This window comes from Dongia rigui, from assembly GCF_034044635.1.
Classification (GTDB): Bacteria; Pseudomonadota; Alphaproteobacteria; order Dongiales; family Dongiaceae; genus Dongia; species Dongia rigui.
The window spans coordinates 251,660-276,751 of sequence record NZ_JAXCLX010000004.1 but is presented as its reverse complement, the minus strand read 5'-3'; the positions used below and the strand labels follow the sequence as shown (position 1 = coordinate 276,751).

Below are 25,092 nucleotides of genomic sequence, written 5' to 3'. Positions count from 1 at the left end.
TGATCCTAGCAGAAGCGGCTGATTCGGCGCAGGGCCTCATCGAGCGTCTCGAAACGCTTGGCAAAGCAGAAGCGGACGACGCTGGTGACGGGGTGCTCGGCGTAGAAGGCGCTGACCGGGATCGAGGCGACGCCTGCTTCCTCGACCAACCGCATCGCAAAGGTGACATCGTCCATGCCAGCAAAGCGCCCCTTGGAGAGATCGATATTGAGAAAATAGGTGGCCTTTGAGGGGATGACATCGAACCCAAGTGCGGTGAGGCCGGCGGCCAAGCGATCTTGCGCGGCCTGAAAGTCGCTCCGCATGCCGATGAAATACGCATCTGGCTTGTCCAAGCCATAGGCCACCGCCGCTTGCAGATTGGGTGGCGTCGTGAAGGTGATGTACTGATGAGCTTTTGCAACCACTTTGAGGATTTCAGGCGTCGCGCAAACGAAGCCGACTTTCCAACCAGTCAACGAGAAGATCTTGCCGGCCGAGCCGATCTTGAGCGTCCGGCGTCGCAGATCGGGCAAGGTCAGGGTCGGATCATAGGCCGCGTTGTAGAACAGCACATGCTCCCAGACCTCGTCACAGATGAGGATGCAATCATGGGCGACGATGTACTTGGCCAGCAGATCAAGGTCGGCCCGCGAGAAGACCGAGCCGGTGGGGTTCAGCGGATGATTGAGAAGCACCACACGCGTCCGCTCGTTGAAGACTGTTTGCAGCTGCACCTCGTCCAGCCCCCAATGCGGTGGCTTCAGGGACACGAAGCGGGGTACGCCGCCGGCGCGCTTCACCAATGGCAGATAGGCGTCGTACATCGGCTGGAACAGCACAACTTCATCGCCGGGCTCGATCAGCGCCATCAATGAACCCGCCAAAGCCTCCGTCGCGCCGGACGTCACCATGATCTCGTTCTCCCAATCGAGATCGAGGGCGTGGAAGCGTTTGTAGTGGCGAGCGATTGCCTGGCGAAGTTCTGGAATGCCCATCATCGGTGGGTACTGGTTCCAGCCTTTCACCACTGCTTCGGCGGCCTTTTCACGGACATCGAGTGGCCCGGGATCATCAGGGAATCCTTGCCCCAGATTGACAGCATCATGTTGGCGGGCGAGCCGGGACATGGTTTCGAAAATGCTGGTCGAGGCCTGGGCAAAGATCGGATTCATGGGAACGCTCGTAGCAAAAGGCGGCATAAAACTTGTGCGCCGCCTCCTCGATCTTTGTCAACCCACTGTTCTACCGACAAAAATCAAACCCATGTAACAGCGGGACAGCCGCATCCGAATGGATCATCATCAGGTAGAAGGAGTCCCCGTCTTGTATCCATGGCTCGATCGTTCCGGCCAACTTTCCTGGCTGAAGCTGAGTGTCTTCGTCGGCGTCACGCTGCCGGGATTGTGGGCTGCCGTGATCTGGGCCAATGGCACCCCGGCAGCAGCCGGCGCCTTGGGCACCAGCGCCATGCCGGTGACGGCAGCACTCCATCAGATCGGCCTATGGGCTGTACGTCTTTTGCTCATAACACTTGCCGTTACACCTTTGCGCCGGATCGGGGCGTGGCCGCGGGCGATCACCCTGCGCCGCATGCTGGGCGTCAGCGCGTTCTTCTACGCCGCGATCCATCTCGCGCTTTACGTCGTCCAACAGAATTTCAGGCTGGGTTTTGTGGCGAGCGAAATCGTGCTGCGCTTCTATCTCTCCATCGGCTTTGTCGCCCTGGTCGGACTGCTGGTCCTTGCGATCACCTCGACCGACAGCGCGGTGCGGCGCCTTGGCGGCAGGAAGTGGCAGCGCCTTCATTATCTCGTCTACCCGCTCACCGTGCTGGGCCTGGCGCACTTCTTCTTGCAGTCGAAGATCAATGTCGGCGAGCCGATCTTGATGAGCGGCTTCTTCATATGGTTGATGCTGTATCGAGCGGCCTATCATTGGAACGGCGATCGCGGCTTATCGGTGGTGCAATTGGGATTGCTGGCCGTCGGAACAGCCGGGCTGACGCTGGCGGGCGAGGCTCTGTGGTATGAACTGGCGACTGGCATTGGCGGGCAGCGCATTCTGGCGGCAACCTTCGATTTCAGGCATGTCCGTCCGGCGTGGTGGGTCATGCTGGTGGCGGCGGCATTCATTCCGCTGAAATGGGCTGCCGATCGATATTGGAGTCGGCACAGACAGGCCGGTGGTCGCGCCGCCGCTGCGGCGTGATCCATTTCTGGCTTTTGTTGGAGTCTTGCTGTGATAGCCTTTGGCGTGGGCAACGGCGGAACGAGCACTGACAGCTTTCGCCGACGCGACGCTCAGCCCAAAGATCGACGTGTGGTCAGCTCGCTTCGATCAGGTCTTCAAAGGTGTCGTCGATCCCGGAACCAAGATCGATGAGGTCGCGTCGCCGCAGGCTGGCGCTTTGCAGAATCGGGTTCGGTGTCGCCAATTCGTCGTGCTGGTCAATGCCTTGGTCGGCGAACAGGATGAAGCCATCGACACCCCTTTCGGAGGACAGCAGCGGAAAGCCGCTGGCCTCGATCATCAGGGCGATGTCGCCTGAGTAGGTCTGGCGAATTTCCGCCCGAAAGGCGCAGGGCGTGTCGATCACCATATGCATGGCGGCAGCAGCGATCTGCCGACGTTCGGGCTCGACGAAATCATAGTAGTTCCGTCCGGCGAGGTTGAGGCCGACCCGCTCTTTCAGGCGTTCCCCTGCGACGCGATAGAGGCACCGATCGGGCTTTGTGATGGCGACCAAAGCCAGATGCGGCATGATCGCGGCAAAGTTCGCAAGGTCGAGGTCGTTCTTGTGCGGAATGCGGCCGCTGGCTGCCTGAAGCATCCTCAGGTATCCGGTGGCAAGCGTCCGGCAGGCGGGCGTTCGATAGCCCGACAATGCATCTTCCAGCAGGCCAGCCCTGTTCGGCTTCCGCGGCTCCCAAGCCATCCTCGATGCGCCTTCGCTGATGATCCCAAAAACGAGATTAGGGTTGGAATGAGCGTCGCGCCAATCATCTTCGATGGGGCGGGCAAATGTCGCCAGGGGTAAGGAACTCGATCCCAGTCGGGATTGCCATGGCGACCAGGTCGGGCCTAGGTTGACCTGACCATTGGCCCAGCGAAGCGATCAGCGCAGATAGATGTCGACGTAATCGGCCGCCACATCGCACGGATTGTCGATCGATTGCATGCGCCAGTACTTGCGCTTGCCCTTCTTGAAGAAGACAAATTCACCATCGCGGCTGCAGGCCTTGCCGCCATTGATGTGGGTGACCTGGGTGACGATCTTGCCCTTGAAACCAAAGCTGGTGGCGTCGACGAAGGTGACGATGCCATCGACCTCGACCGAGCCTTCGGCAGCATCCTGCCGACCGGTCAGATGCCATTCGCCCGCCAGCGCCTTCACCTCGGCCTTGCCGGCGTCCTTCAGCGTGCCCGTGCCCAGCCATTGCAATGTGATGGCATGTGTCCCCAGCAGCTTTTCTGCCATCGCCTGATCGGATACGGCGGGATCCGCCCAGGCGGCACCGGACCAGCATGCGAGCGCCGCAAGAAAGGTGAGAGCCGGGAGATGGCGGGCAATGTTCGGCATCTTCTCTCTCCCCAACCGGCGTGGCGGAAGAGGTGGGATTCGAACCCACGGTGGGCTTGCACCCACGGCGGTTTTCAAGACCGCTGCCTTAAACCACTCGGCCACCCTTCCATAGGGGCTGCTGCTTAAAGGGCCGGAGAGCGCAAATCAAGGGTGGTGAGGAGCGATAAGAGCGCGTGTAAGTGCCCGCCGGCATATTCCAACAGACGTAGAGTTGGCAAACATATGCCATCATTACGGCTATACTCTTTTGCCTCCCGACCGCCGAAACGGTCATCTATTTGGGACTTGTGACCTTGCCTATTCGTGCTTTGGCGGATAGGTTAAGTCCCCATATTTCCACTACATCTTGATGATTCTGGGGTCCAGGCGGTCCACATGCGGGGGTTAAGAGGTTTTCATCGTGTTCTGGCGGCGATGGCGCTGTTGGGTCTGGTCGCTGCCTGTGCCGAGACCAATCTGGCCGTCGAAACGACCAAGGTCGTCACCCGCCAGGCACCTGAAGTCACAGGCCCCTACAAGGTCGGCAAGCCCTATCAGGTGGGCGGCGTTTGGTACTATCCGCAGCCGGATTACAACTACGACGAAACAGGCATCGCCTCCTGGTATGGACCGGGTTTTCACTCGAAGGCCACGGCCAATGGCGAGACCTATGACGAAAATGACCTCACCGCCGCCCACAAGACGCTGCCGATGCCCTCGCTGGTGCGCGTGACGAATTTGGAGAATGGCCGCTCGATCGTCGTTCGCGTCAACGACCGCGGTCCCTTCGTCAACAACCGAATCATCGACATGTCCCGTCGCGGTGCCCAGTTGCTCGGCTTCGAGCAGAATGGCACGGCCAAGGTTCGCGTCCAGGTGATGAAGGACGAGAGCATGATGCTGGCTGCCAAGGCCTCGTCTCAAGCTGGCGGCGATAGCTTCAGCCCAGCACCGCAGGCGGCACCCGCCGGTACGGTGACGGCGCAGGCCTTGCCTCCGGCTGGCGGCAGTGCGACACCTGCGCCGGTTCAGGCGACGCAGGCACCCAAGGCATCTGCCATCGGCAATGTTCAGGTCCCCAAACCCACCGGCCAGGTGTCGGTGGTGCCGGTGAAGCCCAGCAATATCTTCATCCAGGCGGGCGCCTTCCTTCGGCAGCAGAACGCGCAGCAATTGCAGATGAAGCTGACAAGCCTCGGCCATCAGACGCGTATCACGCAGTTCTTGTTGAACCAGCAGCGCTTCTATCGCGTCCAACTCGGCCCGATCGGATCGGTCGAAGAAGCGGACGCCCTGCTGCAGAAGCTGATCGATACCGGACATCCGGATGCCAGGATTGCCGTTAATTGAAGCGGGACCGGATGTTGCTTGACGTTGCTGGGGTCGAGGATCAATTTGCCGCGCTAAAGCGCCGTTGTGGCGCGAGTCTATGTGGGTTTGCCGAGGTCGGAACTATGCTGAAGTCATTGCTGGCGGGTATCGTTGCTGCGGGTCTTGCGTTGGGCCTCGCCCCGCGCGCAGGAGCCGAACCGCTCATCACCAACGCGCAGCATGCCTATATCGTCGACTATACGACCGGGGCCGTCCTGTTTGACAAACTGGCGACAGAACGCCTGCACCCGGCGTCGATGAGCAAGCTCATGACCATCTACATGCTCTTCGACGCATTGAAGCGCGGCGACGTCAAGCTCACGGACACCTTCCACGTCAGCGAGAAAGCCTGGTCGACCCAAGGCTCCAAGATGTTCGTCGAGATCAACTCGTCGATCGCCGTCGAAGACCTCATTCGCGGCATCATCATCCAGTCCGGCAATGATGCCTGCGTCGTCGTCGCCGAAGGGCTGGCCGGCTCGGAAGAAGCCTTTGCCGACCGCATGAACAAGAAAGCCAAGGAAATCGGCCTCACCGACAGCAATTTCGTAAATGCGTCGGGCCTTCCGGATCCCAATCATCTGATGACCGCCAAGGATCTGGCGACGCTCGCGCGCCGCCTGATCGATGATTTCCCCGACTACTACAAGTACTTCTCGGAGCATGAGTTCACCTGGCATGGGATCAAGCAGGGCAATCGCAACCCGCTGCTCTATCGCAAGGGCTCAGGGGTCGATGGGCTAAAGACGGGTCATACCGAGGAGGCGGGCTTTGGCCTGACCGCATCGGCGATCCGCGATGGTCGACGCCTCATCATGGTGGTGCATGGCCTCAACGGCATGCAGGAACGCGCCGACGAAGCGGGCGGTCTGCTCGATTGGGCCTTCCGCGAATATGGCAATTTCACCATCGCCACGCCCGGCACGGTCCTGGGCGAGGCCGAGGTTTGGATGGGCGCGGAAAAGACTGTCCCGCTGACGGTCGAATCCGACCTGCTGGTCACGCTGCCGCGCGCCGAACGCGACAAGGTGGTCGCCAAGGCGGTCTTCCAGGGGCCGGTCATGGCACCGATCGCCAAAGGCCAGGAAATTGGCGAGTTGGTGATCGACATCCCCGGCATGCCGCAGGCTAAGGCCAAGCTGGTGGCGGCGAAAGACGTGGCCGATCTCGGCTTCGGCGGCCGCATTGCCGCCGCGCTGCAGCACTTCGTCTTCGGCTCGAACTGAGCATCTGATGCCGGCGGGCACACTGCGCTTCGTCACATTTGAAGGCGGCGAGGGCGCCGGCAAATCGACCCAGATCCGCCTGCTCGCCGAGGCGCTGCGCGCCGCAGGCCAGTCCGTCGAGATGACGCGCGAGCCTGGCGGCACCGAGGGTGCCGAGCAGATCCGCAAATTGTTGGTCGAAGGTGCCGCCGGACGCTGGCAGTCGGAAACCGAGGCCCTGCTGCACTTTGCCGCCCGTGCCGAGCATCTGGCGCAGGTGATCCGGCCGGCCCTCGCTGCCGGGAAATGGGTTCTGTGCGACCGTTTTGCCGACAGTACGCTTGCCTATCAAGGATATGGCCAGGGCCTGGATCTTGAATGGCTCTGGACCCTGCGGCGGCACATCGTCGGTCCGACCGAGCCGGGCCTTACCATCATGATGGACCTGCCGGTCGAAAAGGGCCTGGCACGCGCCGAAACCCAGCAGCGTTATGAGCGCATGGGGCTCGACTTTCACCGTCGCTTGGCAGACGGCTTTCGGCAATTGGCGACCGCCGAGCCAGATCGCTGCCGCATTGTCGATGCCAGCCGCGAGCGGGCCGTCATCGCCGCGGAAATCGCGGGCTTGATCCGGGAGCGCTTCGGCGTCAGCCTCTAAAGCCATGAGCGACGAAAGCGCCTTCCCAGCCCCCGAGGCGACGGCCCACCTGGTCGGCCACGAAGCGGCACAGGAATCCTTCCTGCGCGCCTACCAATCCGGCCGCATGCCCCATGCGTGGCTCATCACCGGCCCGCGTGGCATCGGCAAGGCGACGCTTGCCTTTCGCATGACCCGTTTTCTGCTGAGCCATGGCCTGATCGCGCCAAGCGCCGAGCCAGCTGGGATGGGCCTCTTCGGTGAGGAAGGGCCCGCGGCGGCCGCGGCGCCGGAATTGACCAGTCTCGACATCCCCGCTGATCATCCAATTTTCCGCCGCGTCCGGGAATTGTCGCATTCCGATCTGCGTGTCCTGCGCCGGACGGTCAATGAAAAGACCGGCAAGCTGCGAGCGGAGATCACGATCGACGAAGTGCGTGGCGCCATCGAGTTTCTGCATATGACGCCCGGTGAATCCCACTGGCGGGTCCTCGTCGTCGACAGCGCGGACGAACTCAACCGCAATGCCGCCAACGCGTTGCTGAAGATCCTCGAAGAGCCACGGCCACGCACGGTCATTCTTCTCATTTCTCACGCGCCGGGCCGACTTCTGCCCACGATCCGCTCCCGCTGCAGAAAGCTCGCCCTTGAACCACTGCCGACGGCAGCGGTTGCAGCGGAGCTCCGGCGCCATGGCATCGATCTCGGCGGCGCCGAGCTGTCCCTGTGCACGGCTCTCGCCGATGGTTCGATCGGGCGCGCCCTGGATTTCGGCAGCGATAGCGCCGGCCTCGATCTTTTCCAATCTCTGGCCCAGCTGCTCTCGAGCTGGCCCAATTACGACCCCAACATCCTCCACCGGCTGGGCGACAAGCTGGCGGGGAAGGGTGGTGAGGGCCAGTTCGAGATCGCCGTCTCGCTGCTGGATTGGTGGCTGACCCGCTTCATCCGCTGGTCAGCCGTGCAAGATCCTCAAATGACTGAGGTTTTTCCGGGCGAAAACAGCCTCATGCGGCGGCTGATGGGGGCTGCCAGCCTTGATCACTGGCTGCAATCATGGGAAAAGGTGACCCGGTTGTTTGCCAGGGTCACCAGCGCCAACCTGGACCGGAAGCAGGCCTGGGCCACGGCTTGGCTTGTTCTGGCATCTCCGGGCCGTTAAGCCGGGCACGCGTTTTCTTGCCATGTATTGAGGGTGGTTTGCGGATCCTCCGACCTGCTGGCAGGCGCGGTGGCCGGATATAAGCATTCTGTTTGTCGGAAACTGAGCAACATGTCGAAAGAGACGTTCTACATCACCACCGCCATCGCGTATCCCAACGGTGCGCCGCATATCGGGCATGGCTACGAGTTGATCGCCACCGATGCGATCGCCCGCTTCATGCGCCTGGATGGCCGCGACGTCTTTTTCCTGACCGGTTCAGACGAGCACGGCCAGAAAATGCAGCAGACGGCCGAGCGCGAGAGCATCACGGCCAAGGAACTGGCCGATCGGAACACGGCGCGTTTTCGCGAGATGGGGCCGGCGCTCAATTCGTCGAATGACGATTACATCCGCACGTCGGAAGACCGGCACTACAAGACTTGCGCCGCGCTTTGGCAGAAGATGGAGGCCGCCGGCGATATCTACCTCGACAAGTACGCTGGCTGGTATTCGGTGCGCGACGAGGCCTATTACGACGAAAGCGAATTGACGCTGAATGCCGATGGCAAGCGCTTTGCACCGACTGGCACGCCGGTCGAGTGGGTGGAGGAGGAAAGCTATTTCTTTCGCCTCTCCAATTATCAGCAGAAGCTGATCGACCTTTACGAGCGCGTGCCGAACTTCATCGGCCCAGATGCCCGGCGAAATGAGGTCATGAGCTTCGTCAAAGGCGGCCTGAAGGATCTATCCATCAGCCGCACGACGTTCGACTGGGGCATTCCCGTACCGGGCAACCCGAAGCACATCATGTATGTCTGGGTCGACGCACTGACCAATTATGTGACTGCGACCGGCTGGCCCGAAACGACCGGCCCGCGCACGAAGTTCTGGCCGGCCGACGTGCACATCATCGGCAAGGACATCGTGCGCTTTCACACGGTCTATTGGCCGGCCTTCCTGATGTCAGCAGGCCTGCCGCTGCCCAAACGCGTGTTCTGCCACGGCTTCCTGTTCAACAAGGGCGAGAAGATGTCGAAGTCGGTCGGCAACGTGATCGACCCATTCAACCTTGCCAAGGTTTATGGCATCGACGCCATGCGCTATTTCTTCCTGCGCGAAGTGCCCTTCGGCCAGGACGGCAGCTACAGCCCGGAAGCCATCGTGCAGCGCATGAATGCAGATCTCGCCAATGATCTTGGCAATCTGGCGCAGCGTTCGCTGTCGATGATTGCCAAGAATCTCGAGGGCAAGTTGCCGGAGCCGGGCGCGCTCAATGACGACGACAAGGCGATGCTGGCGCAAGTCGATGCTCTCATTGGCAAGGCGCGGGAGAGCATGGGTGACTATGCGCTCCACCAGATCCTCACGGCGACCTGGGCCGTCGTGGCGGATGCCAACCGCTATTTCGCCGGCAACGAGCCCTGGGCCCTGCGCAAGAGCAATCCCGAACGCTTCGGCACGGTCCTCTGGGTGACAGCCGAGGTGTTGCGCCAGGTGGCAATCCTCAGCCAACCGGTGATGCCGGAATCGACGGCAAAGTTGCTTGATATCTTGGGCATTCCCGCCAGCGAGCGTGATTTCACGCAGCTCGGCGGCAAGGTCCGCATCAAAGGCGGCACGACCTTGCCGGCGCCGACGGCGATCTTCCCGCGCTTTGTCGAGGCGGAAGAGGCGAAGTCGTGACGCTCAACCTGGTCGACAGCCACTGCCATCTCGATTTCGAGGATTTTGGCAGCGATTTCGATGCCGTCCTTGCGCGCGCCAAGGAGAGCGGCGTCGCGCGAATGCTAACCATTTGCACGCGCGTCACGAAATTCGAGCAAGTGCTGAAGATTGCCGAGGCGTCAGACAATATCCGCTGCACGGTCGGCATTCATCCACATGAAGCGGAGAACGAGCCCGACGTCGACGTGGCACGTCTGGCCGAACTGGCCAAACACCCGAAGGTCGTCGGCATTGGCGAGGCTGGCCTCGACTATTTCTACGATAAGAGCCCAAGGCAGCGGCAGCAGGAGGTATTTGCGACCCATATCGAGGCCTCCCGGGTGACCGGCCTGCCGATCGTGGTCCATAGCCGCGATGCCGATGAGGATACCGTTCGCTTGCTGCAAGATGGTGCCAAGAAGGGTGGCCTCACCGGGGTGATCCACTGCTTCACCTCGACACAATACCTGGCCGACGCGGCCCTTGAGATGGGCTTCTATATTTCGCTGTCGGGCATCGTGACGTTCAAGAGTGCCGCAGCACTCCGCGATGTCGCCAAGACCATTCCGCATGACCGACTCCTGGTCGAAACGGACTCGCCCTATCTGGCGCCGATTCCGATGCGCGGGAAACGGAACGAACCCGCCTTTGTGACGCATACCGCCGGTTTCGTCGCCGACTTCCTGGGCATGCCTTTGGCCGATCTGGCCGCCAAGACGACGGCCAATTTCGATCGCCTGTTCACCAAGGCGGCGGCATGAAGGTCACGATACTGGGTTGCGGTGGCTCCGGCGGCGTGCCGCTCATCGGCCCCGGCTGGGGTGAGTGCAATCCGCAAAACCCGAAGAACCGTCGCCGGCGGGTTTCAATCCTGATCCAACAGAAGCACACCAACATCATCTGCGACAGCAGCCCGGATTTTCGGGACCAGGCACTTGAGGCCGGCATCCATCATCTCGATGCCGTCCTCTACACGCATGATCATGCCGATCACACGCAGGGCATTGATGATTTGCGCTTCGTGCGCAGCAAGGACAAATCGATCGACAATCGCGTGCCGGTCTATGGCTCAACCGAGACATTGGCGACATTGCGGCATCGCTTCGAGTATGCCTTTGCACAGAACAGTACGGGTTCGGGCCATCTCTACAAGCCGTTCCTGCAATCCTATCTGGTGCATGACCAGACGTTTCAAGTGCACGGCATTGACGTCACGCCGTATGAGCAGGATCACGGCTTCGGGACCAAATCGACCGGATACCGGATCGGCAACGTTGCCTATTCCACTGATTGCGTCGAGCTTCCCGATAAGAGCCTGGACCAACTCGAGGGCCTGGATCTTTTCATTGTCGATTGCTTGCGTTTCGAGCCGCACATGACTCATGCCCATTTCGACAAGGCGATGGCTTGGGTGGAGCTTCTAAAGCCCAAGCATACGATCCTCACGCACATGAATCACATGGTCGATTACGACGTGCTCAAGGCAAAATGCCCCGCCGGCGTCGAGCCCGCCTTCGATGGACTCGTCGTCGAGGTGCCGGATTACGTCGGCGGGACTTAAGGACGACTCTACTTCAGCACGCCTTTTTGCTTGGCCGTGTGCGTGGCGATCAAATCCATGATCGGCGGCGACAGGCAGTCATAGGGTTCGAGTTTCAGTTCGCGCAGTCGCGCGCGCACGGCACCCATATTGGCAGGATCGGCACCGCTTTCGATGATCGACGAGACGAAGGCCGCAAATTCCGGCGGCGACCAACCATCCTCGTTGGACAGTTCGGTGTGGACGAAATCGAGACCATAGAGTGGATGGTTCTTGTTCTCGATGCGGGCATACATATGCGTGCCACATCCGGTGCAGGCATAGCGATGCAGCGGCGCGTTGGTATCAACGATCTTCAGCTTTTCGGCATGTTTGGTGACGCTCAGCTTATCGCGCGGCACCACGGCGATCTGGCTGAAGAGCGCGCCGGCCGGCTTCCAGCATTTGGTGCAACCGCAAACGTGATTGTGCGCCGTTTGCCCGCCAACTTTCACTTCAACTTGGTCTTTGGCACATTTGCAATGCAACGTGCCGCCGGCGAATCCAGGCTTTGCGGGCTTGAAGCCCTTATCGACGGCCGGATGAATTGAAACAGCCATTCTTGTTTCCTCCCAGAAATCTTATGCCTTCCAGAGCGACGCGTGATCCTAAGCCCGTTTTGCGCGGAGGGTCGAGGGGAAGGTTAGGACAGATTATTTCGTTTGCGTTTCCTGCCGCGCTTGCGAAAGGATCACGCCAGCATTGCCAATCCCCGGGAGACGTCGATGGCCACCAAACTGGAAACTTTCCGCCTGGACTCATTGCCCAGTGTGTTGCCGTTCTGCTCCGCCCTGCGCGCCGGCGAGACAGTTTACGTCTCTGGTGTCATCGGCCATCTGCCGGGTGAGTTGCAACTTGTCCCAGGCGGGTTGGAAGCGGAAGCGCGACAGGCACTGAGTTATATGAAGGACGCACTCCAGGCAGCCGGTGCCAGCCTCGATCGCGTCGTCAAATGCACGGTCTATTTCGCCGATATGAGTGACTTCTTCGCCTTCAACAAGATCTATGGCGCGTTCTTCGGCAGCCACCAGCCAGCACGCTCCGGCATCGCCGTTGCTGGCCTTGCCCTCGGCGCCCGCATCGAGATCGACTGTGTCGCGGTGCTTTAACCGAGATCGTAGAAAACGCGGCCTTCCATCCGGTCAATGCGGTCGCGCTTGGCGTCCAATGGCGAGCGGTTCACGGCAATGGCGCCGATGACGGCATCGAGAGCGTCACCGCCTTGATTGTCCAGCAGCATGTTCCGCATCGCTCGTTTGGGCGGCACCAGAAAACCGCGCGCGATCAGCAAATCCAATATCCGTTTCCGCGCATCGCGGTGCTTCTTGGTGCGGCCCTTGTAGGACGGATAACAGTCGAGCCTGATCAGGCTGCAGGCAGCGCAAACTTCCACCAGGGTCGGCTTGCCCGTTACGCGCGGCATCTGCGGCCAGACGCCCACCCGCCCGCTTGCAACAAGTGGCGCCAGCAGATGCCCGATGCCCCACCATGTCTGCCGATAGAGGCGCAGATTGAATGAATTGAATGGCGTCTTGTCCTCGCGGTCGGTGCGACGCTTGGTCTCGACACCGCCGGTGGCCTGGTGGCACAGATCGTGGAAGCTCAGCGGGTCGACAAAGCGCTGCCGGAACCCCAAGGCGAACGCGCGCCAATCCTTGGCGCCCAGCAGATCGATCGGCATGCTGAACGGAAAATCGCAACCGGCAATCGTATCCGGCACGGCAACGATGTGGTGGGCGAGGGCGGCGATCGCCGGCTCGGGCAGGGCACTTCCGCCGGCAAGATCCGTGGCGGGCCGGCAATCGACAAGCGCCATTGGGCCGTCGGAGCGGCGGCCTTCGGCGATCCAGATCTTGCGCCCGGCGTCCCGTGCACCGGAAAAATCGATCCCGAGAAGGCGCGTCACGTGGCCGTCAGCGCCGTCGCCAGATGCGCCAATGCGCGGCTGACTGAATGAGCGCGCACGGCATCCCGATTGCCCGGGAACACGCAACGTTCGACTTGTGACCAGCCGTCCTTGCGGGCAAGGCCGATAAAGACCAGGCCCACCGGCTTTGCCGCCGAGCCGCCACCCGGACCGGCAATGCCAGTGATCGAAACCGCGACATCAGCCCCGGCGCGACGCAGCGCGCCCCTCGCCATGGCGTCCGCCACCTCGGCGCTGACGGCCCCTTTGTCGGCGATAAGCTCCATCGGCACGCCAAGGCTCTCGCTCTTGGCCTCGTTGGAATAGGTCACCCAGCCGCGCTCGAACACATCCGACGAACCGGCGACCGCGGTAAGGCTTGCAGCCACCAGTCCGCCCGTGCAGCTTTCGGCCGTCGCGATCTTCAAGCCGTTCTGGCGATAGAGATCGAGGAGGCCGGCGACATCCATGGCGAAGTCCTCAGGCGGTGACGGGCAGGGCGACGGTCGCTGTCGCCTGGGCGGCGATGCCCTCGCCACGGCCGGTGAAGCCCAATTGCTCGGTTGTCGTCGCCTTCACGCTGACGCGGTCCAGCGCGATACCCAGAATCTCGGCCAGCTTGGCTTGCATCGCCGCACGATGCGGCCCCACCTTCGGCTTTTCGCAAATGAGGGTGATGTCGCAATGGGCGATGCGGCCACCCTTATCGGCCACGAGCTTGGCGGCATGGGCCAGGAATTTCCACGATGCGGCGCCACGCCATTGCGGGTCCGAGGGCGGGAAGTGCTGGCCGATATCGCCAGCTCCGACAGCGCCAAGGATCGCATCGGTCAGGGCATGCATGCCGACATCTGCATCGGAATGGCCTTCGAGCTTTTGGTGATAGGGGATCGTGACACCGCACATGATGACGCCATCGCCGGGGATGAGGCGGTGCACGTCGAAGCCATTGCCGGTTCTGTATTCCATCTGCTCGCTCATCAGGCGCTCCGCGCGTTCGAGGTCGGCCGGAGCCGTGATCTTGAAGTTGTTCTCATGTCCCAGCACCAGCGCAACCTTCATGCCGGCCGCTTCGGCAACCGCGGCATCATCGGTCATCTCGGGCCCCGACGCCGCCTGGCGGTGCGCTGCCAATAGCGGTTGGTAGCGGAAACCCTGCGGCGTCTGTGCCCGCCAAAGACCATTGCGGTCAACGGTGGCGCCGCTGAACATGTCGGTACCATCCTGTGCGCCACGTTTCAGTGTGTCGACGACCGGCACCGCGACCAGGGCACCGTCATGCGCGGCCAGCGTGTCGATGGTTCGGTCGATTGTCGCGGCGTCGATGAACGGCCGCGCGGCATCGTGGATCAGCACCAGATCAGGTGCCTCGGCGGCAAGGCTCTCAAGCCCCGCGCGCACCGAATCCTGGCGCCGCTGGCCACCGGCCACCGGCGGCAGCAGATCGAGACCGGCAACGGCACTCTCGTAAAGATCCCGCAAGGAATCATTGATGACCACCCGGACGCCGCTGATGCGTGGATGCCGGCGAAAGGTTTCCAGGCAGTGGCGCAGCACGGTCTTGCCGCCCAGCGGCAGGTATTGCTTGGGCATATCCTTGCCCATGCGGCTGCCGCTGCCGGCGGCGACAACCAGGGCAATGACCTTGGGTTTTTGGGAATTCTGAGCCTGTGACATGATGGCTCTCTAGGCCATCCGATCTGGTTTGCCAAGGGGGCGACGCCTCACCATAATGCGCGCCATGTCGAGCCCCCTTAATTTACAAATCGCCGGCCTGCTGACCCTTTTGCCGCTAGCTGTCCTCGCCGTCACCGCCAAGCTGCAGCGCAATTTCCAGTTCTGGCTATTCCTGGCCGCCGCCATCGCCGGCTGTGGCGGTGTCTTCGTGCAATCGATGGCCCATGGCTGGGAGGCCGGTCTCTCCGCCAATCTCTGGGCCAGTTGCGCCGTGTCGCTGATCGCCTTTGCAGCCCTCAGCGCCGTCAACGCCGAGGCAGTTCGCCTGGCGGCGCTGCTGTTGCCCTATCTCATCCTGTTCGCCTTGTTGGCGCTGCTTTTTGCTTCATTCAGCGAGCCGAGCCCGAGCGTCGCCTCGGCCGCCTGGTTCCGCGCCCATGTGGTGCTGGCTGTGGCAAGCTATGGCGTCCTGACCCTGGGCGCCATTGCGGGACTTGCCGTTCTGATCCAGGAACGCGCGCTGAAACGGCGGCAATCAGGCTGGTCGGAACGGGCGTTGCCACCGCTCCTCGAGGCCGAAGGACTGCAGATCAAGCTGCTGGTCTGGGCGGCGATATTCATGGCGGCTGCACTCGCCAGTGGCTTTGCCAATACGTTTATGGAGAGTGGATCCTGGCCGCAGATCAGCCATAAGGTGTTGCTCTCGATTCTGGCCTTCCTGGTGTTGCTGGGCTTGTTGATCACGCACCACATGACGGGCATTCGGGGACGGCGGGCTGCCCGCTGGTTCCTGGCGGGATATTTGCTCCTCACGCTGGGCTATCCGGGCGTGAAATTCGTCAAGGATGTGCTGCTCGGCTGATATTTCAGACCGCACCCCCTTTTTTGTTGCAATTGCGAGAGAACCCTTTAGAAATCGCCTAAGAAATAGGCATAGGACGCGGCTGCCTTAAAAATGAGCATAAACATTGGTCCGATTAAAATCGACGACCCGGTCATCCTTGCCCCGATGTCCGGCGTCACGGACATGCCGTTTCGTCGTCTGGTGAAGCAGGAAGGCGCTGGCTTGGTTGTTTCTGAGATGATCGCCAGCGAAGCGATGATCCGGCAAGCCCGCCAGACCATGAAAATGATCACCAACTGCGCCGAGGAAGCACCGATGTCGGTGCAGCTTGCTGGCTGCGATCCGAAGGTGATGGGCGAAGCGGCCAAACTCAACGAAGACCGGGGCGCTGCCCTGATCGACATCAATTTCGGCTGCCCCGTGAAGAAGGTTGTTAACGGTCATGCCGGCTCTGCCTTGATGCGTGACGAGGTTCATGCCGGCAAGATCCTCGAAGCAACCGTGCAGGCCGTGAAGCTGCCGGTGACGCTGAAGATGCGCATGGGTTGGGATTCCACCAACCTCAACGCCCCGAGCCTGGCGCGCATCGCCGAGGCCAGCGGCATCAAGATGATCACTGTCCATGGACGCACGCGGGCCCAGCTCTATACCGGCGAGGCCGATTGGGCCTTTGTGCGCAAGGTCAAGGAAGCCGTTTCAATTCCAGTCATCGTCAATGGCGACATCACCACAATCGAGAAGGCCAGGGAGGCGCGTGACCTCAGCGGCGCCGATGGCGTCATGATCGGCCGCGGCGCCTATGGACGGCCCTGGTTTCCAAACCAGGTGATCCGCTTCTTGCGTGATGGTGAACGCCTGCAGGACCCGCCGCTGTCGCGTCAGTATCAGCTGCTGCTGAGCCACTATGAAGCCATGATCGAGCATTACGGCCGTGATACGGGCCTCAAGATCGCGCGCAAGCATGTGGCGTGGTATTCGAAGGGCCTGACCGGTTCGGCCGAGTTCCGCGTGCGCATCAACACGCTGGAGACGCCGGAAGCGGCAATCGCCGCGATCCGAGAATTCTACGAACCGCAACTCGACCAGCAGGCAGCCGCATGAACAGCGCCGTGCCAGCTTCCGCAATTCCCAAGCTGGCCTTGGCACCGGGGACGCGCAATCTGCCGCTGATGCCGGATGCCCTGACCCTGCTTGAGGCCCTGCCGCTCGCCATTATCGCGCTCGACGCTGGCAACCGCGTCAGCAGCGTCAACGCGGCCGCCGAAGCCCTGTTGGGTCTCAGCCGCGCGCAGTTGATCTCGAAACCGCTCAACGATCATATTGCCGGAGATTCGCCGATCTTCACCCTCATTGAGGCAGCCCGCGCTGGTGCCAGCGCGGTTGGCGAGGCCGACATGTCGTTGTCTGGCCCGCGCCTGACCATCGAGCATGCGGCGGTCGATGTCGCGATGCTTAGTCAGCCAGTCGGGCATGTCGCCCTATTGCTGCAGGATCGTGGCCTGGAATGGCGCCTTGCTCAACAGGCGGTCAGCCGCGATGCCGCGCGCTCGGCCAAGGCGATTGCTGCAATGTTGGCGCATGAGGTGAAGAACCCGCTCTCTGGCATCCGTGGCGCCGCGCAGTTGCTGGAATCGAAGATCTCGCCCAGCGACCGCCAACTGACGCAACTGATCTGCGAGGAGACCGACCGCATTGTCGGCATGGTGAACGGGCTCGAGGTCTTCACGGATTCCCGTCCTGCGCCGATGCAGCCGGTGAATATCCACGAGGTCCTGGAACATGTGCGGCGCCTAGCGCAGGCGGGTTTCGGACGGAGCGTCGCTTTCCGCGAGGAGTACGACCCGTCGCTGCCCCCGGTGCTTGGCAATCGCGATCAACTGATCCAGGTCTTTCTCAACCTCTTCAAGAACGCAGCCGAAGCGGTGCCGGAAACCGGCGGCGTCATCGTGCTGAACACGCGCTATCGGCCCGGTCTCTCAGTAAGTGAGCCCGGGACCGCCTCGCGCCGGCGTCTCGGCCTTGTCATTACCGTGCAGGATAATGGCAGCGGCGTGCCCGATGCCCTCAAGGCGCAGCTTTTCGAGCCGTTTGTGAGCGGCAAGGCCGGCGGCAAAGGGCTGGGCCTCGCACTCGTCGCCAAGATTGTTACCGACCATGGCGGGCTGATCGATTGCGACAGCCAGCCGGGCCGCACCACTTTTTCCGTGATTCTACCGATTGCCGATGGCCGTGGAGACGCATGACCCAATGAGCAAGACTGTACTCGTCGCCGATGATGACCGTGCCATCCGAATGGTGTTGAGCCAGGCGCTCGCCGAGCGGGGGCATCTGGTCAAGACCGCCGCCAATGCTGCCACTCTGTGGCAATGGGTGAAAGGCGGCGAGGGCGACGTCATCATCACCGACGTCATGATGCCGGACGGCGACGGCCTCGACCTCGTCCCGCGCATCAAGGCAGAGCGGCCCGATATTCCGATTATCGTCATGAGCGCCCAGAACACGATCCTGACTGCCATCAAGGCGACGGAGCGGGGCGCTTTTGAATACCTGCCAAAGCCTTTCGATCTCGGGGCGCTGACGGCAGCGGTCGACCGCGCCTTGACGCGTCCCCGCAATGACAGCGTTACCAATGTACCGGCGACGTCGGTCAAGGAAGACAAGCTGCCGATCATCGGCCGCTCGGCCGCCATGCAAGAGATCTACCGGGTGGTGGCGCGCCTGGTCGGCACTGACATGACGGCGCTGATCCATGGCGAGTCCGGCACCGGCAAGGAATTGGTGGCGCGCGCCTTGCATGATTTCGGCCGGCGCCGCGAACGCCCCTTTGTCGCCGTCAACATGGCGGCGATCCCGCGCGAACTGATCGAAAGCGAACTGTTCGGTCATGAAAAGGGCGCCTTCACCGGCGCCATCCAGCGCGGTATCGGCAAGTTCGAGGCTGCAACCGGCGGCACGCTTTTCCTGGATGAAATCGGCGACATGCCGCTGGAGGCGCAGACGCGCCTGCTGCGCGTGCTGCAGTCCGGCGAATTCACGCCGGTCGGCGGGCGGACGCCGATCCGGGCCGATGTCCGGATCGTCGCGGCGACCCATCGCGATCTGCGGCAATTGATCCAGCAGGGCCGTTTCCGCGAGGATCTCTATTACCGGCTCAACGTCGTGCCGATTACACTGCCGCCCTTGCGGGACCGTGCCGAGGACATTCCGGATCTGGCCCGGCACTTTCTCGAACTCATCGCAAGCGAAGGCCTGCCGCTGAAGACGCTCGACCCGGACGCCCAGACATTGCTCAAGCGGCATCGCTGGCCCGGCAACGTGCGTGAACTCGAGAACTTGATGCGCCGCATCGCGGTTCTCTATAGCGAACCGGCAATCGACGGCCGAATCGTGACAGAGCAGTTGAAGGCCCAGGAGCAGGCGGCCAATGTCGGTAGCCGGGCCACGGACGAAACGCTTGGTCAATCGGTGGAGCGGCACCTGCGGGCCTATTTTGACGCCCATGAGGGAGCCTTGCCCGCACGCGGCCTTTATGATCGAATCCTGCACGAGATCGAGCGGCCGCTGCTGGCTATTTCCATGGAAGCAACACGTGGCAACCAGATACGGGCCGCCGATCTCCTCGGCCTCAACCGCAATACGCTGCGCAAGAAGCTGAAGGAACTTGAACTGCAGCCGACACGCGGGAGCCGCTGATCCGTGACCGAGTCCCATCCCGACATGGTAGAAAGACCGCGTCGGGTCTCGCGCAGCCGTGCGCTTAAGCGCTGGGCGATCGATATCGGCTTCGAACGGCTTTTCGCCATCGCTTTGATGGTGACGGGAGCGGGCCTTGGCTTGCTCACCTACCTCGCCCTCACCGATGTCTGGGATACTGACGAACCGGCCAGAACGATCACGTGGCTGCTGGCCGGCGATCTGGTCGTTGCTTTGGCCCTGGCGATTATCATTGCACGGCGCGCCGTTCTCCTGTGGATGGGTCGGCGCCGTGGCCTGGCAGGCGCACAGCTTCACGCCCGCATGGTGGTGATGTTCGGGCTGATCGCAATCCTGCCGACCATCGTGGTATCGGTTTTCTCCGTCGCCTTCCTCAATTTCGGTCTCAACGACTGGTTCTCGGCCCGTATCAAGAATGCGGTCGAGTCCTCGCTCAATGTCGCCAATTCCTACCTCGCCGAATCCCAGCAGCGGATTGGCGCAGACACCGTGGCGATTGCGGCCGAGTTGCGCGCCAACGGCCTGATGGACATCAATGACCCCGACCAGTTTCAGGCCACCTTTGACCGTCAGCTCAATCTGCGAAATCTGTCGGAAGGCATTATCATCGACCGGCGCATGCAGATCGTGGCGCGCTCCAGTTTCAGCGTCCTGATGGAATTCGACCTGGATATTCCTGAAGAGTCTTACGATCAGGCGGATCGCGGCGAAACCGCCATCATCGTCTCGCCGACCCGCGACCGCGTTCGCGCCTTGGTGGCGCTAGACCCGGTCGTCGGCCTCTACCTCTATACCGGGCGGTTGATCGACGACCGTGTGCTCAGCGCTGTCCGTGGCACGGAGGACGCCGCCAGGCTCTATCGCAAACTGGAGCGGGACCGATCGTCCCTGCAGATCACGTCCGGCGTGATTTACGCGGTCCTTGCGCTGTTGTTGTTGCTGGGTGCCGTCTGGTACGCGATCATTTCAGCCAGCAAGCTGGTGAAGCCGGTCACTCGCCTTGCCTCGGCGGCGCAGAAGATCGGCGATGGCAACATGTCCGCCCGTGTCAAAGTGGGATCGCGCAACGACGAGCTGGCGGCACTCAGCCGCACGTTCAACGTCATGGCTTCGCAATTGCAAAGCCAGCAGGCTGCATTGATTGCCGCAAACCGAGACCTCAACGACCGCAGCCGCCTGACAGGGCTCATTCTGTCGGGTGTTTCCGCCGGCGTCATTGGTGTGACGGAAAACGGCATTGTCGATTTCGCCAATCGCTCCGCATCAACCCTTCTGGGCCAGGACCTGGAACAGGGGATCGGACATCCGATCGCAGATTTGATACCCGAGATGACGGATCTGCTGAGCCAGGCTCAGCACCGCAGTTCCGGCACGGCTGATGGCCAAATCTCGCTTAACCTCAATGGTGCAACCAGCACTTTCCATGTGCGGGTCGTCTCCGAACGTGGCGAGGACGACCATATGCGCCTGGTCGTTACGTTCGACGACGTCACGGAACTGTTGTCGGCGCAGCGCAAGGCCGCATGGTCTGACATCGCCCGCCGCATCGCCCATGAGATCAAGAACCCGCTGACGCCGATCCAGTTGTCCGCCGAGCGGTTGAAGCGCAAATACCTGAAGCAGATTTCGGACGATCCCGACACCTTTACCGTCTGTACCGACACCATCATCCGTCAGGTCGGCGACATCGGCCGCATGGTCGATGAATTCTCCGCCTTCGCGCGCATGCCGGCGCCGGTGCTCAACCTGGAAAGCCCGGTGGCGCTCGCCAAGGAGCTGGTCTTCCTGCAGCAGAGCGCACATCCCGGCATCGAATATTCGCTCGATCTTCCCAACGTCCCCGTCACCATTCAATGCGACTCAAGCCAGTTTAACCGCGCCTTGACCAATCTGTTGCAGAACGCGGCGGATGCGATCGACGGTCGCATGGAGGAAGAGCGTATGACTGCCCGGGATGAAGCCTTGACGCCGGGGCATATCCATTTATGGATAAGGCGCGAGGGCGAGGCGCTCCTTTTCAGTGTCGCCGACAACGGCAAGGGCCTGCCGAAGGAAGGCCGTGAACGCCTGACGGAGCCCTATGTGACGACGCGCAGCAAGGGCACCGGGCTGGGGCTTGCCATCGTCAAGAAGATCATGGAGGACCATGGTGGTCGTTTGTCATTGGCGGATCGTCCCGGTGGTGGGGCGGTGGTGACGTTGAGCTTCCCGCTCGATGCACCGCAGATGCGGGCTTCGGACAGTGCCGACGCGGCACCCGGCCTGCAGATCGCCAGCAGGTAATCACCAGAAGACAGAATGGGGCAGTGACGTATGGCGCGCGACATTCTCATCGTCGATGACGAGGCGGACATCCGCCTGCTGATCAGCGGCATTCTTGGCGATGAAGGTTTTCAGACCCGTGAAGCGGGCGACAGCGACGCAGCCCTTGTCCAGTTGCGCGCGCGCCGTCCGAACCTGATCATTCTCGATATCTGGCTCAACAATTCCGCGCTGGACGGCATGGGCCTGCTGGAAGTCGTTAAAGTGGAATTTCCGGACATCCCGGTCATCATGATCAGCGGCCACGGCAATATCGAAACCGCCGTCACCGCCATCAAGAACGGCGCCTATGATTTCATCGAGAAGCCGTTCAAATCCGACCGCCTGCTGCTGACCATCGAACGCGCATTGGAGGCGGCGCGGCTGCGCCGCGAGATCGAGGAACTGAAACACCGGGCAGGCGCGGAAGGGGAACTGATCGGCTCCTCCCAGGCAATACTGCAACTGCGTCTTGCCATCGAACGCGTGGCGCCCACCGGCAGCCGGGTGCTTTTTTCCGGTCCGCCGGGCAGTGGCAAGGAAGTGGCAGCGCGACTGCTGCACAAGCGCTCGAAACGCGCGACGGGCCCGTTCGTCGTCCTCAACTGCGCCACCATGCACCCGGACCGGTTGGAGAGCGAACTTTTCGGGCAGGAACGGGATGGGGAAGGTGCTGCCAAGATCGGTTTCCTCGAGCAGGCCCATGGTGGCACGTTGCTGCTCGATGAAGTGGCCGATATGCCACTCGAGACCCAGGGCAAGATTCTGCGTGTCCTGCAGGAGCAGACCTTTGAGCGCGTCGGTGGCAAGACCCGTGTCGAGGTCGACGTCCGTGTCATTGCCTCAACGGCGCGCGATCTGCAGGCGGAAATGACTGCCGGCCGCTTCCGGCAGGATCTTTTCTATCGCCTGAACGTGGTCCCCATGCGCCTACCGCCGCTCAAAGAGCGGCGCGACGACATTGTCGACCTGCTGGAATATTTCATGGCCCGTGCGTCGGAACAGACCGGCCTGCCAGCCAGACGCCTGGCCGAGGATGCCGTCGCTGTGCTGCAGGCTTATGAATGGCCGGGCAATGTTCGCCAGCTTCGCAACGTCATCGATTGGATCCTGATCATGACCGGCGGCGCCCCGGATGAGGCGATCCGCGCCGACATGCTGCCGCCGGATATCGGTTCCGTTTCCATCGCGCCAACCTCGCTCGCCGACGGAACCGAGGTGATGTCTCTGCCGCTCAGAGAAGCGCGGGAGATCTTCGAGCGCCGCTATCTCGAAAGTCAGGTGGCACGCTTCGGCGGTAACATCTCACGCACAGCCAATTTCGTCGGCATGGAACGCTCGGCCCTGCATCGCAAGTTGCGCTCGCTGGGCATCAACACCAACGAACGCGCCGAAGGCTTGAAGCCAGAGGGCGCCTAAGACCAAGAAAACATGAGGAAACGCTGAAAAATGGGCCGTCTTGCCTATGTCAACGGCCGCTATGTGCCGCATGCCCAAGCCATGGTCCATGTCGAGGATCGCGGCTACCAATTCGCCGATGGCGTCTATGAAGTGGTGCCGGTGATTGACGGTGTTCTGGTCGACGAGGAACCGCATCTCGACCGTCTCGGCTATTCGCTGCAGGAATTGCGCATCGCCTGGCCGGTGACGCGGCCGGTGTTGAAGCTGATCCTCCGCGAATTGATGACAAGTAACGGCCTCAAGCGCGGCCTTGTCTACTTCCAGGTCAGCCGGGGTGTCGCCCCCCGTGATCATAAATTCCCCGCCGGCATCAAGAGTGCGCTTGTCATCACCACCAAGCGCATGAACCCGCCGAGTGAAGCGGTGTTGCGCCATGGTGTCGCCGTGTCGAGCCAGCCGGATATCCGCTGGACGCGCCGCGACATCAAATCGCTGTCCTTGCTGCCAAACATTCTTGCCAAGCAGGCGGCGACCGAGGCCAAGGCCTTCGAAGCCTGGCTGGTGGACGGGGACGGTGTTGTCACCGAAGGCTCCTCGACCAATGCCTGGATCGTCAAGGACGGTACCGTCATCACTTATCCCAAGGGCCATGACATCCTGGGCGGCATCACGCGCCTGTCACTGCTGGAACTGGCCGACAAGACCGGCACCAAGCTCGTCGAGCGCAGCTTCACGCTCAAGGAAGCGATCAGCGCCGATGAGGCTTTTCTCACATCCTCCTCGGCGTTCATCCTGCCGGTCACCAGCATCGACGGGCAGCAAATCGGCAGCGGCAAGCCGGGTCCGGTGACACAGCAACTGCGCCAAATCTATCTCGACAATGTCGCCCGCCAGGTGCAGGCCGCATCATGAAACAGCGCCCGACCGTTCTGCTGTTCGATTGGGATAACACCCTGGTCGATTCCTGGGGCGTCATCCACGCCGCCATGAACACGACGCTTGAGGCCATGGGGCATCCCCGGTGGTCACGCTCGGATGCCGAGAACCGCATTCGGACCTCGCTGCGGGACAGCTTTCCGGGCCTGTTCGGAGAGCGGTGGAAGGAGGCTGAAAAGATATTCTACGACGCCTTCGAACGCCTCCACTTGCTCGAATTGCAGCCGCTGCCCGGGGCCGAAGACTTGCTTGTCTGGGCATCCGGCGCCGGTTTCTATATGGGGGTCGTCAGCAACAAGCGCGGGTCTTATTTGCGCAAGGAAGCTGCCCATCTCGGGTGGGACAAGTACTTCGCGGCGCTGGCAGGGGCCGGCGATGCCGACCAGGACAAGCCGGCGCGTGCCCATGTCCAGAAAGCGCTCGACCCCGGCAAGCTCAAGCCCGGCGGCCATGTGTGGTTCATCGGTGATACCGATATCGACCTCGTTTGTGGGCACAACAACGGATGCGTGCCGGTCCTGGTGCGACCACAACCACCTCATGCCGGGGAGTTTGGGGAAGCGCCACCGCAGCACTATTTTCCTGCTCTTTCAGGACTTCAGGCAGCACTGGCGGCCCTTTAGGCGCTCCCCGCGCCGATTCCCGCGGGACAGAAGTTTCATTCTGTCAAGTTCTGTGTTAACCACTCTATCGAGCCACAGGGGAAATCCTGGGTCATGGACCGGCCGGGAAGGGCTGGCTATGAGCAGGCGCAAAATAACGAAACGGCTCAAAACGGGCCCAATGAGAAAAGGATAGGACGATGGCAAACGAAAAATCGCAAAGCGTCCAGGACGTCTTCCTCAACAATATCCGCAAAAACAAGATCCCGGTCACGATCTTCTTGGTCAACGGCGTGAAGCTGCAAGGCATCGTCACATGGTTCGATAATTTCTCCGTGCTGCTGCGCCGCGACTCTCATGTCCAGCTGGTCTACAAGCACGCGATCTCGACCATCATGCCGGGTACCCCCATCCAGCTCTTCGAACCTCAGAAAGAGGGCGACGAGGCTTGATCGGGGCGCAAGCCACGAAAGTTGAAATTTGACTGCAACAATTGATCAGACCGGCGGCGCTCATACGGACGTCGA

25 protein-coding genes and 1 tRNA gene are annotated in these 25,092 nt (G+C 61.6%); 18 read left to right on the top strand and 8 right to left on the bottom strand.

The genetic code is table 11. The features are described 5' to 3' along the window. Positions 1-5 precede the first annotated feature (5 nt). Positions 6-1,154, bottom strand: coding sequence for an aminotransferase (locus tag SMD31_RS20155; RefSeq protein ID WP_320502733.1), 1,149 nt, complete (start codon positions 1,152-1,154; stop codon positions 6-8). Positions 1,155-1,305: 151 nt separating this feature from the next. Between SMD31_RS20155 and SMD31_RS20150 the strand changes: the two genes are divergently transcribed. Beyond that, on the top strand, positions 1,306-2,190 hold the full coding sequence (locus SMD31_RS20150; protein ID WP_320502732.1) for a protein-methionine-sulfoxide reductase heme-binding subunit MsrQ: 885 nt from the start codon (positions 1,306-1,308) through the stop codon (positions 2,188-2,190). A gap of 115 nt (positions 2,191-2,305) precedes the next feature. Here SMD31_RS20150 and SMD31_RS20145 read toward each other — a convergent pair whose 3' ends face one another. The 3 genes from SMD31_RS20145 to SMD31_RS20135 all read right to left on the bottom strand — a co-directional run bounded on the left by SMD31_RS20145 (position 2,306) and on the right by SMD31_RS20135 (position 3,673). Further along, positions 2,306-2,812, bottom strand: a complete 507-nt coding sequence (locus SMD31_RS20145; RefSeq protein ID WP_320502731.1) for a PAS domain-containing protein — start codon at positions 2,810-2,812, stop codon at positions 2,306-2,308. Positions 2,813-3,097: 285 nt separating this feature from the next. Then, complete coding sequence (locus SMD31_RS20140; RefSeq protein WP_320502730.1) at positions 3,098-3,562, bottom strand: hypothetical protein; 465 nt, start codon at positions 3,560-3,562, stop codon at positions 3,098-3,100. A 21-nt stretch (positions 3,563-3,583) separates the two neighbouring features. Further along, positions 3,584-3,673 (bottom strand) — tRNA-Ser (locus SMD31_RS20135). 267 nt (positions 3,674-3,940) lie between these two features. Between SMD31_RS20135 and SMD31_RS20130 the strand changes: the two genes are divergently transcribed. The 7 genes from SMD31_RS20130 (at position 3,941) to SMD31_RS20100 (ending at position 11,166) form a co-directional block, all read left to right on the top strand. Next, on the top strand, positions 3,941-4,894 hold the full coding sequence (locus SMD31_RS20130) for a septal ring lytic transglycosylase RlpA family protein (protein WP_320502729.1): 954 nt from the start codon (positions 3,941-3,943) through the stop codon (positions 4,892-4,894). 104 nt (positions 4,895-4,998) lie between these two features. Continuing rightward, positions 4,999-6,141 (top strand): D-alanyl-D-alanine carboxypeptidase family protein, encoded by a 1,143-nt coding sequence (locus SMD31_RS20125; protein WP_320502728.1) that lies wholly within the window; start codon positions 4,999-5,001, stop codon positions 6,139-6,141. A 7-nt stretch (positions 6,142-6,148) separates the two neighbouring features. After that, a complete protein-coding gene (gene tmk / locus SMD31_RS20120; RefSeq protein ID WP_320502727.1) occupies positions 6,149-6,778 on the top strand; it encodes a dTMP kinase in 630 nt (209 codons plus the stop codon). Positions 6,779-6,782: 4 nt separating this feature from the next. Further along, the gene (locus SMD31_RS20115; RefSeq protein WP_320502726.1) at positions 6,783-7,919 is read left to right on the top strand and encodes a DNA polymerase III subunit delta'; all 1,137 of its coding nucleotides are present in this window, start codon (positions 6,783-6,785) and stop codon (positions 7,917-7,919) included. Between the two features lie 111 nt (positions 7,920-8,030). After that, entirely contained in the window at positions 8,031-9,584 is a 1,554-nt protein-coding gene (gene metG / locus SMD31_RS20110) for a methionine--tRNA ligase (protein WP_320502725.1), read from the top strand. Beyond that, entirely contained in the window at positions 9,581-10,366 is a 786-nt protein-coding gene (locus tag SMD31_RS20105; protein WP_320502724.1) for a TatD family hydrolase, read from the top strand. Before metG ends, SMD31_RS20105 begins: the two co-directional genes overlap by 4 nt. After that, complete coding sequence (locus SMD31_RS20100; protein WP_320502723.1) at positions 10,363-11,166, top strand: MBL fold metallo-hydrolase; 804 nt, start codon at positions 10,363-10,365, stop codon at positions 11,164-11,166. Before SMD31_RS20105 ends, SMD31_RS20100 begins: the two co-directional genes overlap by 4 nt. A gap of 8 nt (positions 11,167-11,174) precedes the next feature. On the opposite strand, the gene gfa is transcribed toward SMD31_RS20100, so the two are convergent. Continuing rightward, entirely contained in the window at positions 11,175-11,744 is a 570-nt protein-coding gene (gfa, locus tag SMD31_RS20095) for an S-(hydroxymethyl)glutathione synthase (RefSeq protein ID WP_320502722.1), read from the bottom strand. Positions 11,745-11,909: 165 nt separating this feature from the next. On the opposite strand from gfa, the gene SMD31_RS20090 reads away from it, so the two are divergent. Further along, positions 11,910-12,293: a RidA family protein gene (locus tag SMD31_RS20090; protein WP_320502721.1), complete on the top strand. Its 384-nt coding sequence runs from the start codon at positions 11,910-11,912 to the stop codon at positions 12,291-12,293. On the opposite strand, the gene SMD31_RS20085 is transcribed toward SMD31_RS20090, so the two are convergent. The 3 genes from SMD31_RS20085 to SMD31_RS20075 are packed head-to-tail and all read right to left on the bottom strand — an operon-like array spanning position 12,290 to position 14,767. Further along, the gene (locus SMD31_RS20085; RefSeq protein ID WP_320502720.1) at positions 12,290-13,090 is read right to left on the bottom strand and encodes a hypothetical protein; all 801 of its coding nucleotides are present in this window, start codon (positions 13,088-13,090) and stop codon (positions 12,290-12,292) included. The genes SMD31_RS20090 and SMD31_RS20085 overlap by 4 nt on opposite strands. Continuing rightward, a complete protein-coding gene (locus SMD31_RS20080) occupies positions 13,087-13,560 on the bottom strand; it encodes a CinA family protein (RefSeq protein WP_320502719.1) in 474 nt (157 codons plus the stop codon). The genes SMD31_RS20085 and SMD31_RS20080 overlap by 4 nt, the downstream gene beginning before the upstream one ends. A gap of 10 nt (positions 13,561-13,570) precedes the next feature. Next, on the bottom strand, positions 13,571-14,767 hold the full coding sequence (locus SMD31_RS20075) for a bifunctional 2-C-methyl-D-erythritol 4-phosphate cytidylyltransferase/2-C-methyl-D-erythritol 2,4-cyclodiphosphate synthase (RefSeq protein ID WP_320502718.1): 1,197 nt from the start codon (positions 14,765-14,767) through the stop codon (positions 13,571-13,573). 64 nt (positions 14,768-14,831) lie between these two features. On the opposite strand from SMD31_RS20075, the gene ccsA reads away from it, so the two are divergent. The 9 genes from ccsA (at position 14,832) to hfq (ending at position 25,017) form a co-directional block, all read left to right on the top strand. After that, positions 14,832-15,629 (top strand): cytochrome c biogenesis protein CcsA, encoded by a 798-nt coding sequence (gene ccsA, locus SMD31_RS20070; RefSeq protein ID WP_320502717.1) that lies wholly within the window; start codon positions 14,832-14,834, stop codon positions 15,627-15,629. A 93-nt stretch (positions 15,630-15,722) separates the two neighbouring features. Continuing rightward, positions 15,723-16,712, top strand: a complete 990-nt coding sequence (gene dusB / locus SMD31_RS20065) for a tRNA dihydrouridine synthase DusB (RefSeq protein WP_320502716.1) — start codon at positions 15,723-15,725, stop codon at positions 16,710-16,712. Next, a complete protein-coding gene (locus SMD31_RS20060; RefSeq protein WP_320502715.1) occupies positions 16,709-17,854 on the top strand; it encodes a two-component system sensor histidine kinase NtrB in 1,146 nt (381 codons plus the stop codon). Before dusB ends, SMD31_RS20060 begins: the two co-directional genes overlap by 4 nt. A gap of 4 nt (positions 17,855-17,858) precedes the next feature. After that, positions 17,859-19,304, top strand: coding sequence for a nitrogen regulation protein NR(I) (gene ntrC / locus SMD31_RS20055; protein WP_320502714.1), 1,446 nt, complete (start codon positions 17,859-17,861; stop codon positions 19,302-19,304). Positions 19,305-19,307: 3 nt separating this feature from the next. After that, positions 19,308-21,608: a sensor histidine kinase NtrY-like gene (locus SMD31_RS20050; RefSeq protein WP_320502713.1), complete on the top strand. Its 2,301-nt coding sequence runs from the start codon at positions 19,308-19,310 to the stop codon at positions 21,606-21,608. 30 nt (positions 21,609-21,638) lie between these two features. Further along, on the top strand, positions 21,639-23,045 hold the full coding sequence (ntrX, locus tag SMD31_RS20045) for a nitrogen assimilation response regulator NtrX (protein ID WP_320502712.1): 1,407 nt from the start codon (positions 21,639-21,641) through the stop codon (positions 23,043-23,045). Between the two features lie 30 nt (positions 23,046-23,075). After that, entirely contained in the window at positions 23,076-23,939 is an 864-nt protein-coding gene (locus SMD31_RS20040; RefSeq protein ID WP_320502711.1) for a D-amino-acid transaminase, read from the top strand. Further along, positions 23,936-24,586 (top strand): HAD family hydrolase, encoded by a 651-nt coding sequence (locus SMD31_RS20035; RefSeq protein ID WP_320502710.1) that lies wholly within the window; start codon positions 23,936-23,938, stop codon positions 24,584-24,586. The genes SMD31_RS20040 and SMD31_RS20035 overlap by 4 nt, the downstream gene beginning before the upstream one ends. Before the next feature lie 179 nt (positions 24,587-24,765). Continuing rightward, on the top strand, positions 24,766-25,017 hold the full coding sequence (gene hfq / locus SMD31_RS20030) for an RNA chaperone Hfq (RefSeq protein ID WP_320502709.1): 252 nt from the start codon (positions 24,766-24,768) through the stop codon (positions 25,015-25,017). Positions 25,018-25,092 lie beyond the last annotated feature (75 nt).

Bases quoted from the DNA above. Each gene is read 5' to 3' on its own strand.
- SMD31_RS20155 (WP_320502733.1), bottom strand. From the start codon at position 1,154: ATGAATCCGATCTTTGCCCAGGCCTCGACCAGCATTTTCGAAACCATG.
- SMD31_RS20145 (WP_320502731.1), bottom strand. From the start codon at position 2,812: ATGCTTCAGGCAGCCAGCGGCCGCATTCCGCACAAGAACGACCTCGAC.
- SMD31_RS20140 (WP_320502730.1), bottom strand. From the start codon at position 3,562: ATGCCGAACATTGCCCGCCATCTCCCGGCTCTCACCTTTCTTGCGGCG.
- SMD31_RS20130 (WP_320502729.1), top strand. From the start codon at position 3,941: ATGCGGGGGTTAAGAGGTTTTCATCGTGTTCTGGCGGCGATGGCGCTG.
- SMD31_RS20125 (WP_320502728.1), top strand. From the start codon at position 4,999: ATGCTGAAGTCATTGCTGGCGGGTATCGTTGCTGCGGGTCTTGCGTTG.
- tmk (WP_320502727.1), top strand. From the start codon at position 6,149: ATGCCGGCGGGCACACTGCGCTTCGTCACATTTGAAGGCGGCGAGGGC.
- SMD31_RS20115 (WP_320502726.1), top strand. From the start codon at position 6,783: ATGAGCGACGAAAGCGCCTTCCCAGCCCCCGAGGCGACGGCCCACCTG.
- metG (WP_320502725.1), top strand. From the start codon at position 8,031: ATGTCGAAAGAGACGTTCTACATCACCACCGCCATCGCGTATCCCAAC.
- SMD31_RS20100 (WP_320502723.1), top strand. From the start codon at position 10,363: ATGAAGGTCACGATACTGGGTTGCGGTGGCTCCGGCGGCGTGCCGCTC.
- gfa (WP_320502722.1), bottom strand. From the start codon at position 11,744: ATGGCTGTTTCAATTCATCCGGCCGTCGATAAGGGCTTCAAGCCCGCA.
- SMD31_RS20090 (WP_320502721.1), top strand. From the start codon at position 11,910: ATGGCCACCAAACTGGAAACTTTCCGCCTGGACTCATTGCCCAGTGTG.
- SMD31_RS20080 (WP_320502719.1), bottom strand. From the start codon at position 13,560: ATGGATGTCGCCGGCCTCCTCGATCTCTATCGCCAGAACGGCTTGAAG.
- SMD31_RS20075 (WP_320502718.1), bottom strand. From the start codon at position 14,767: ATGTCACAGGCTCAGAATTCCCAAAAACCCAAGGTCATTGCCCTGGTT.
- ccsA (WP_320502717.1), top strand. From the start codon at position 14,832: ATGTCGAGCCCCCTTAATTTACAAATCGCCGGCCTGCTGACCCTTTTG.
- dusB (WP_320502716.1), top strand. From the start codon at position 15,723: ATGAGCATAAACATTGGTCCGATTAAAATCGACGACCCGGTCATCCTT.
- SMD31_RS20060 (WP_320502715.1), top strand. From the start codon at position 16,709: ATGAACAGCGCCGTGCCAGCTTCCGCAATTCCCAAGCTGGCCTTGGCA.
- ntrC (WP_320502714.1), top strand. From the start codon at position 17,859: ATGAGCAAGACTGTACTCGTCGCCGATGATGACCGTGCCATCCGAATG.
- ntrX (WP_320502712.1), top strand. From the start codon at position 21,639: ATGGCGCGCGACATTCTCATCGTCGATGACGAGGCGGACATCCGCCTG.
- SMD31_RS20040 (WP_320502711.1), top strand. From the start codon at position 23,076: ATGGGCCGTCTTGCCTATGTCAACGGCCGCTATGTGCCGCATGCCCAA.
- SMD31_RS20035 (WP_320502710.1), top strand. From the start codon at position 23,936: ATGAAACAGCGCCCGACCGTTCTGCTGTTCGATTGGGATAACACCCTG.
- hfq (WP_320502709.1), top strand. From the start codon at position 24,766: ATGGCAAACGAAAAATCGCAAAGCGTCCAGGACGTCTTCCTCAACAAT.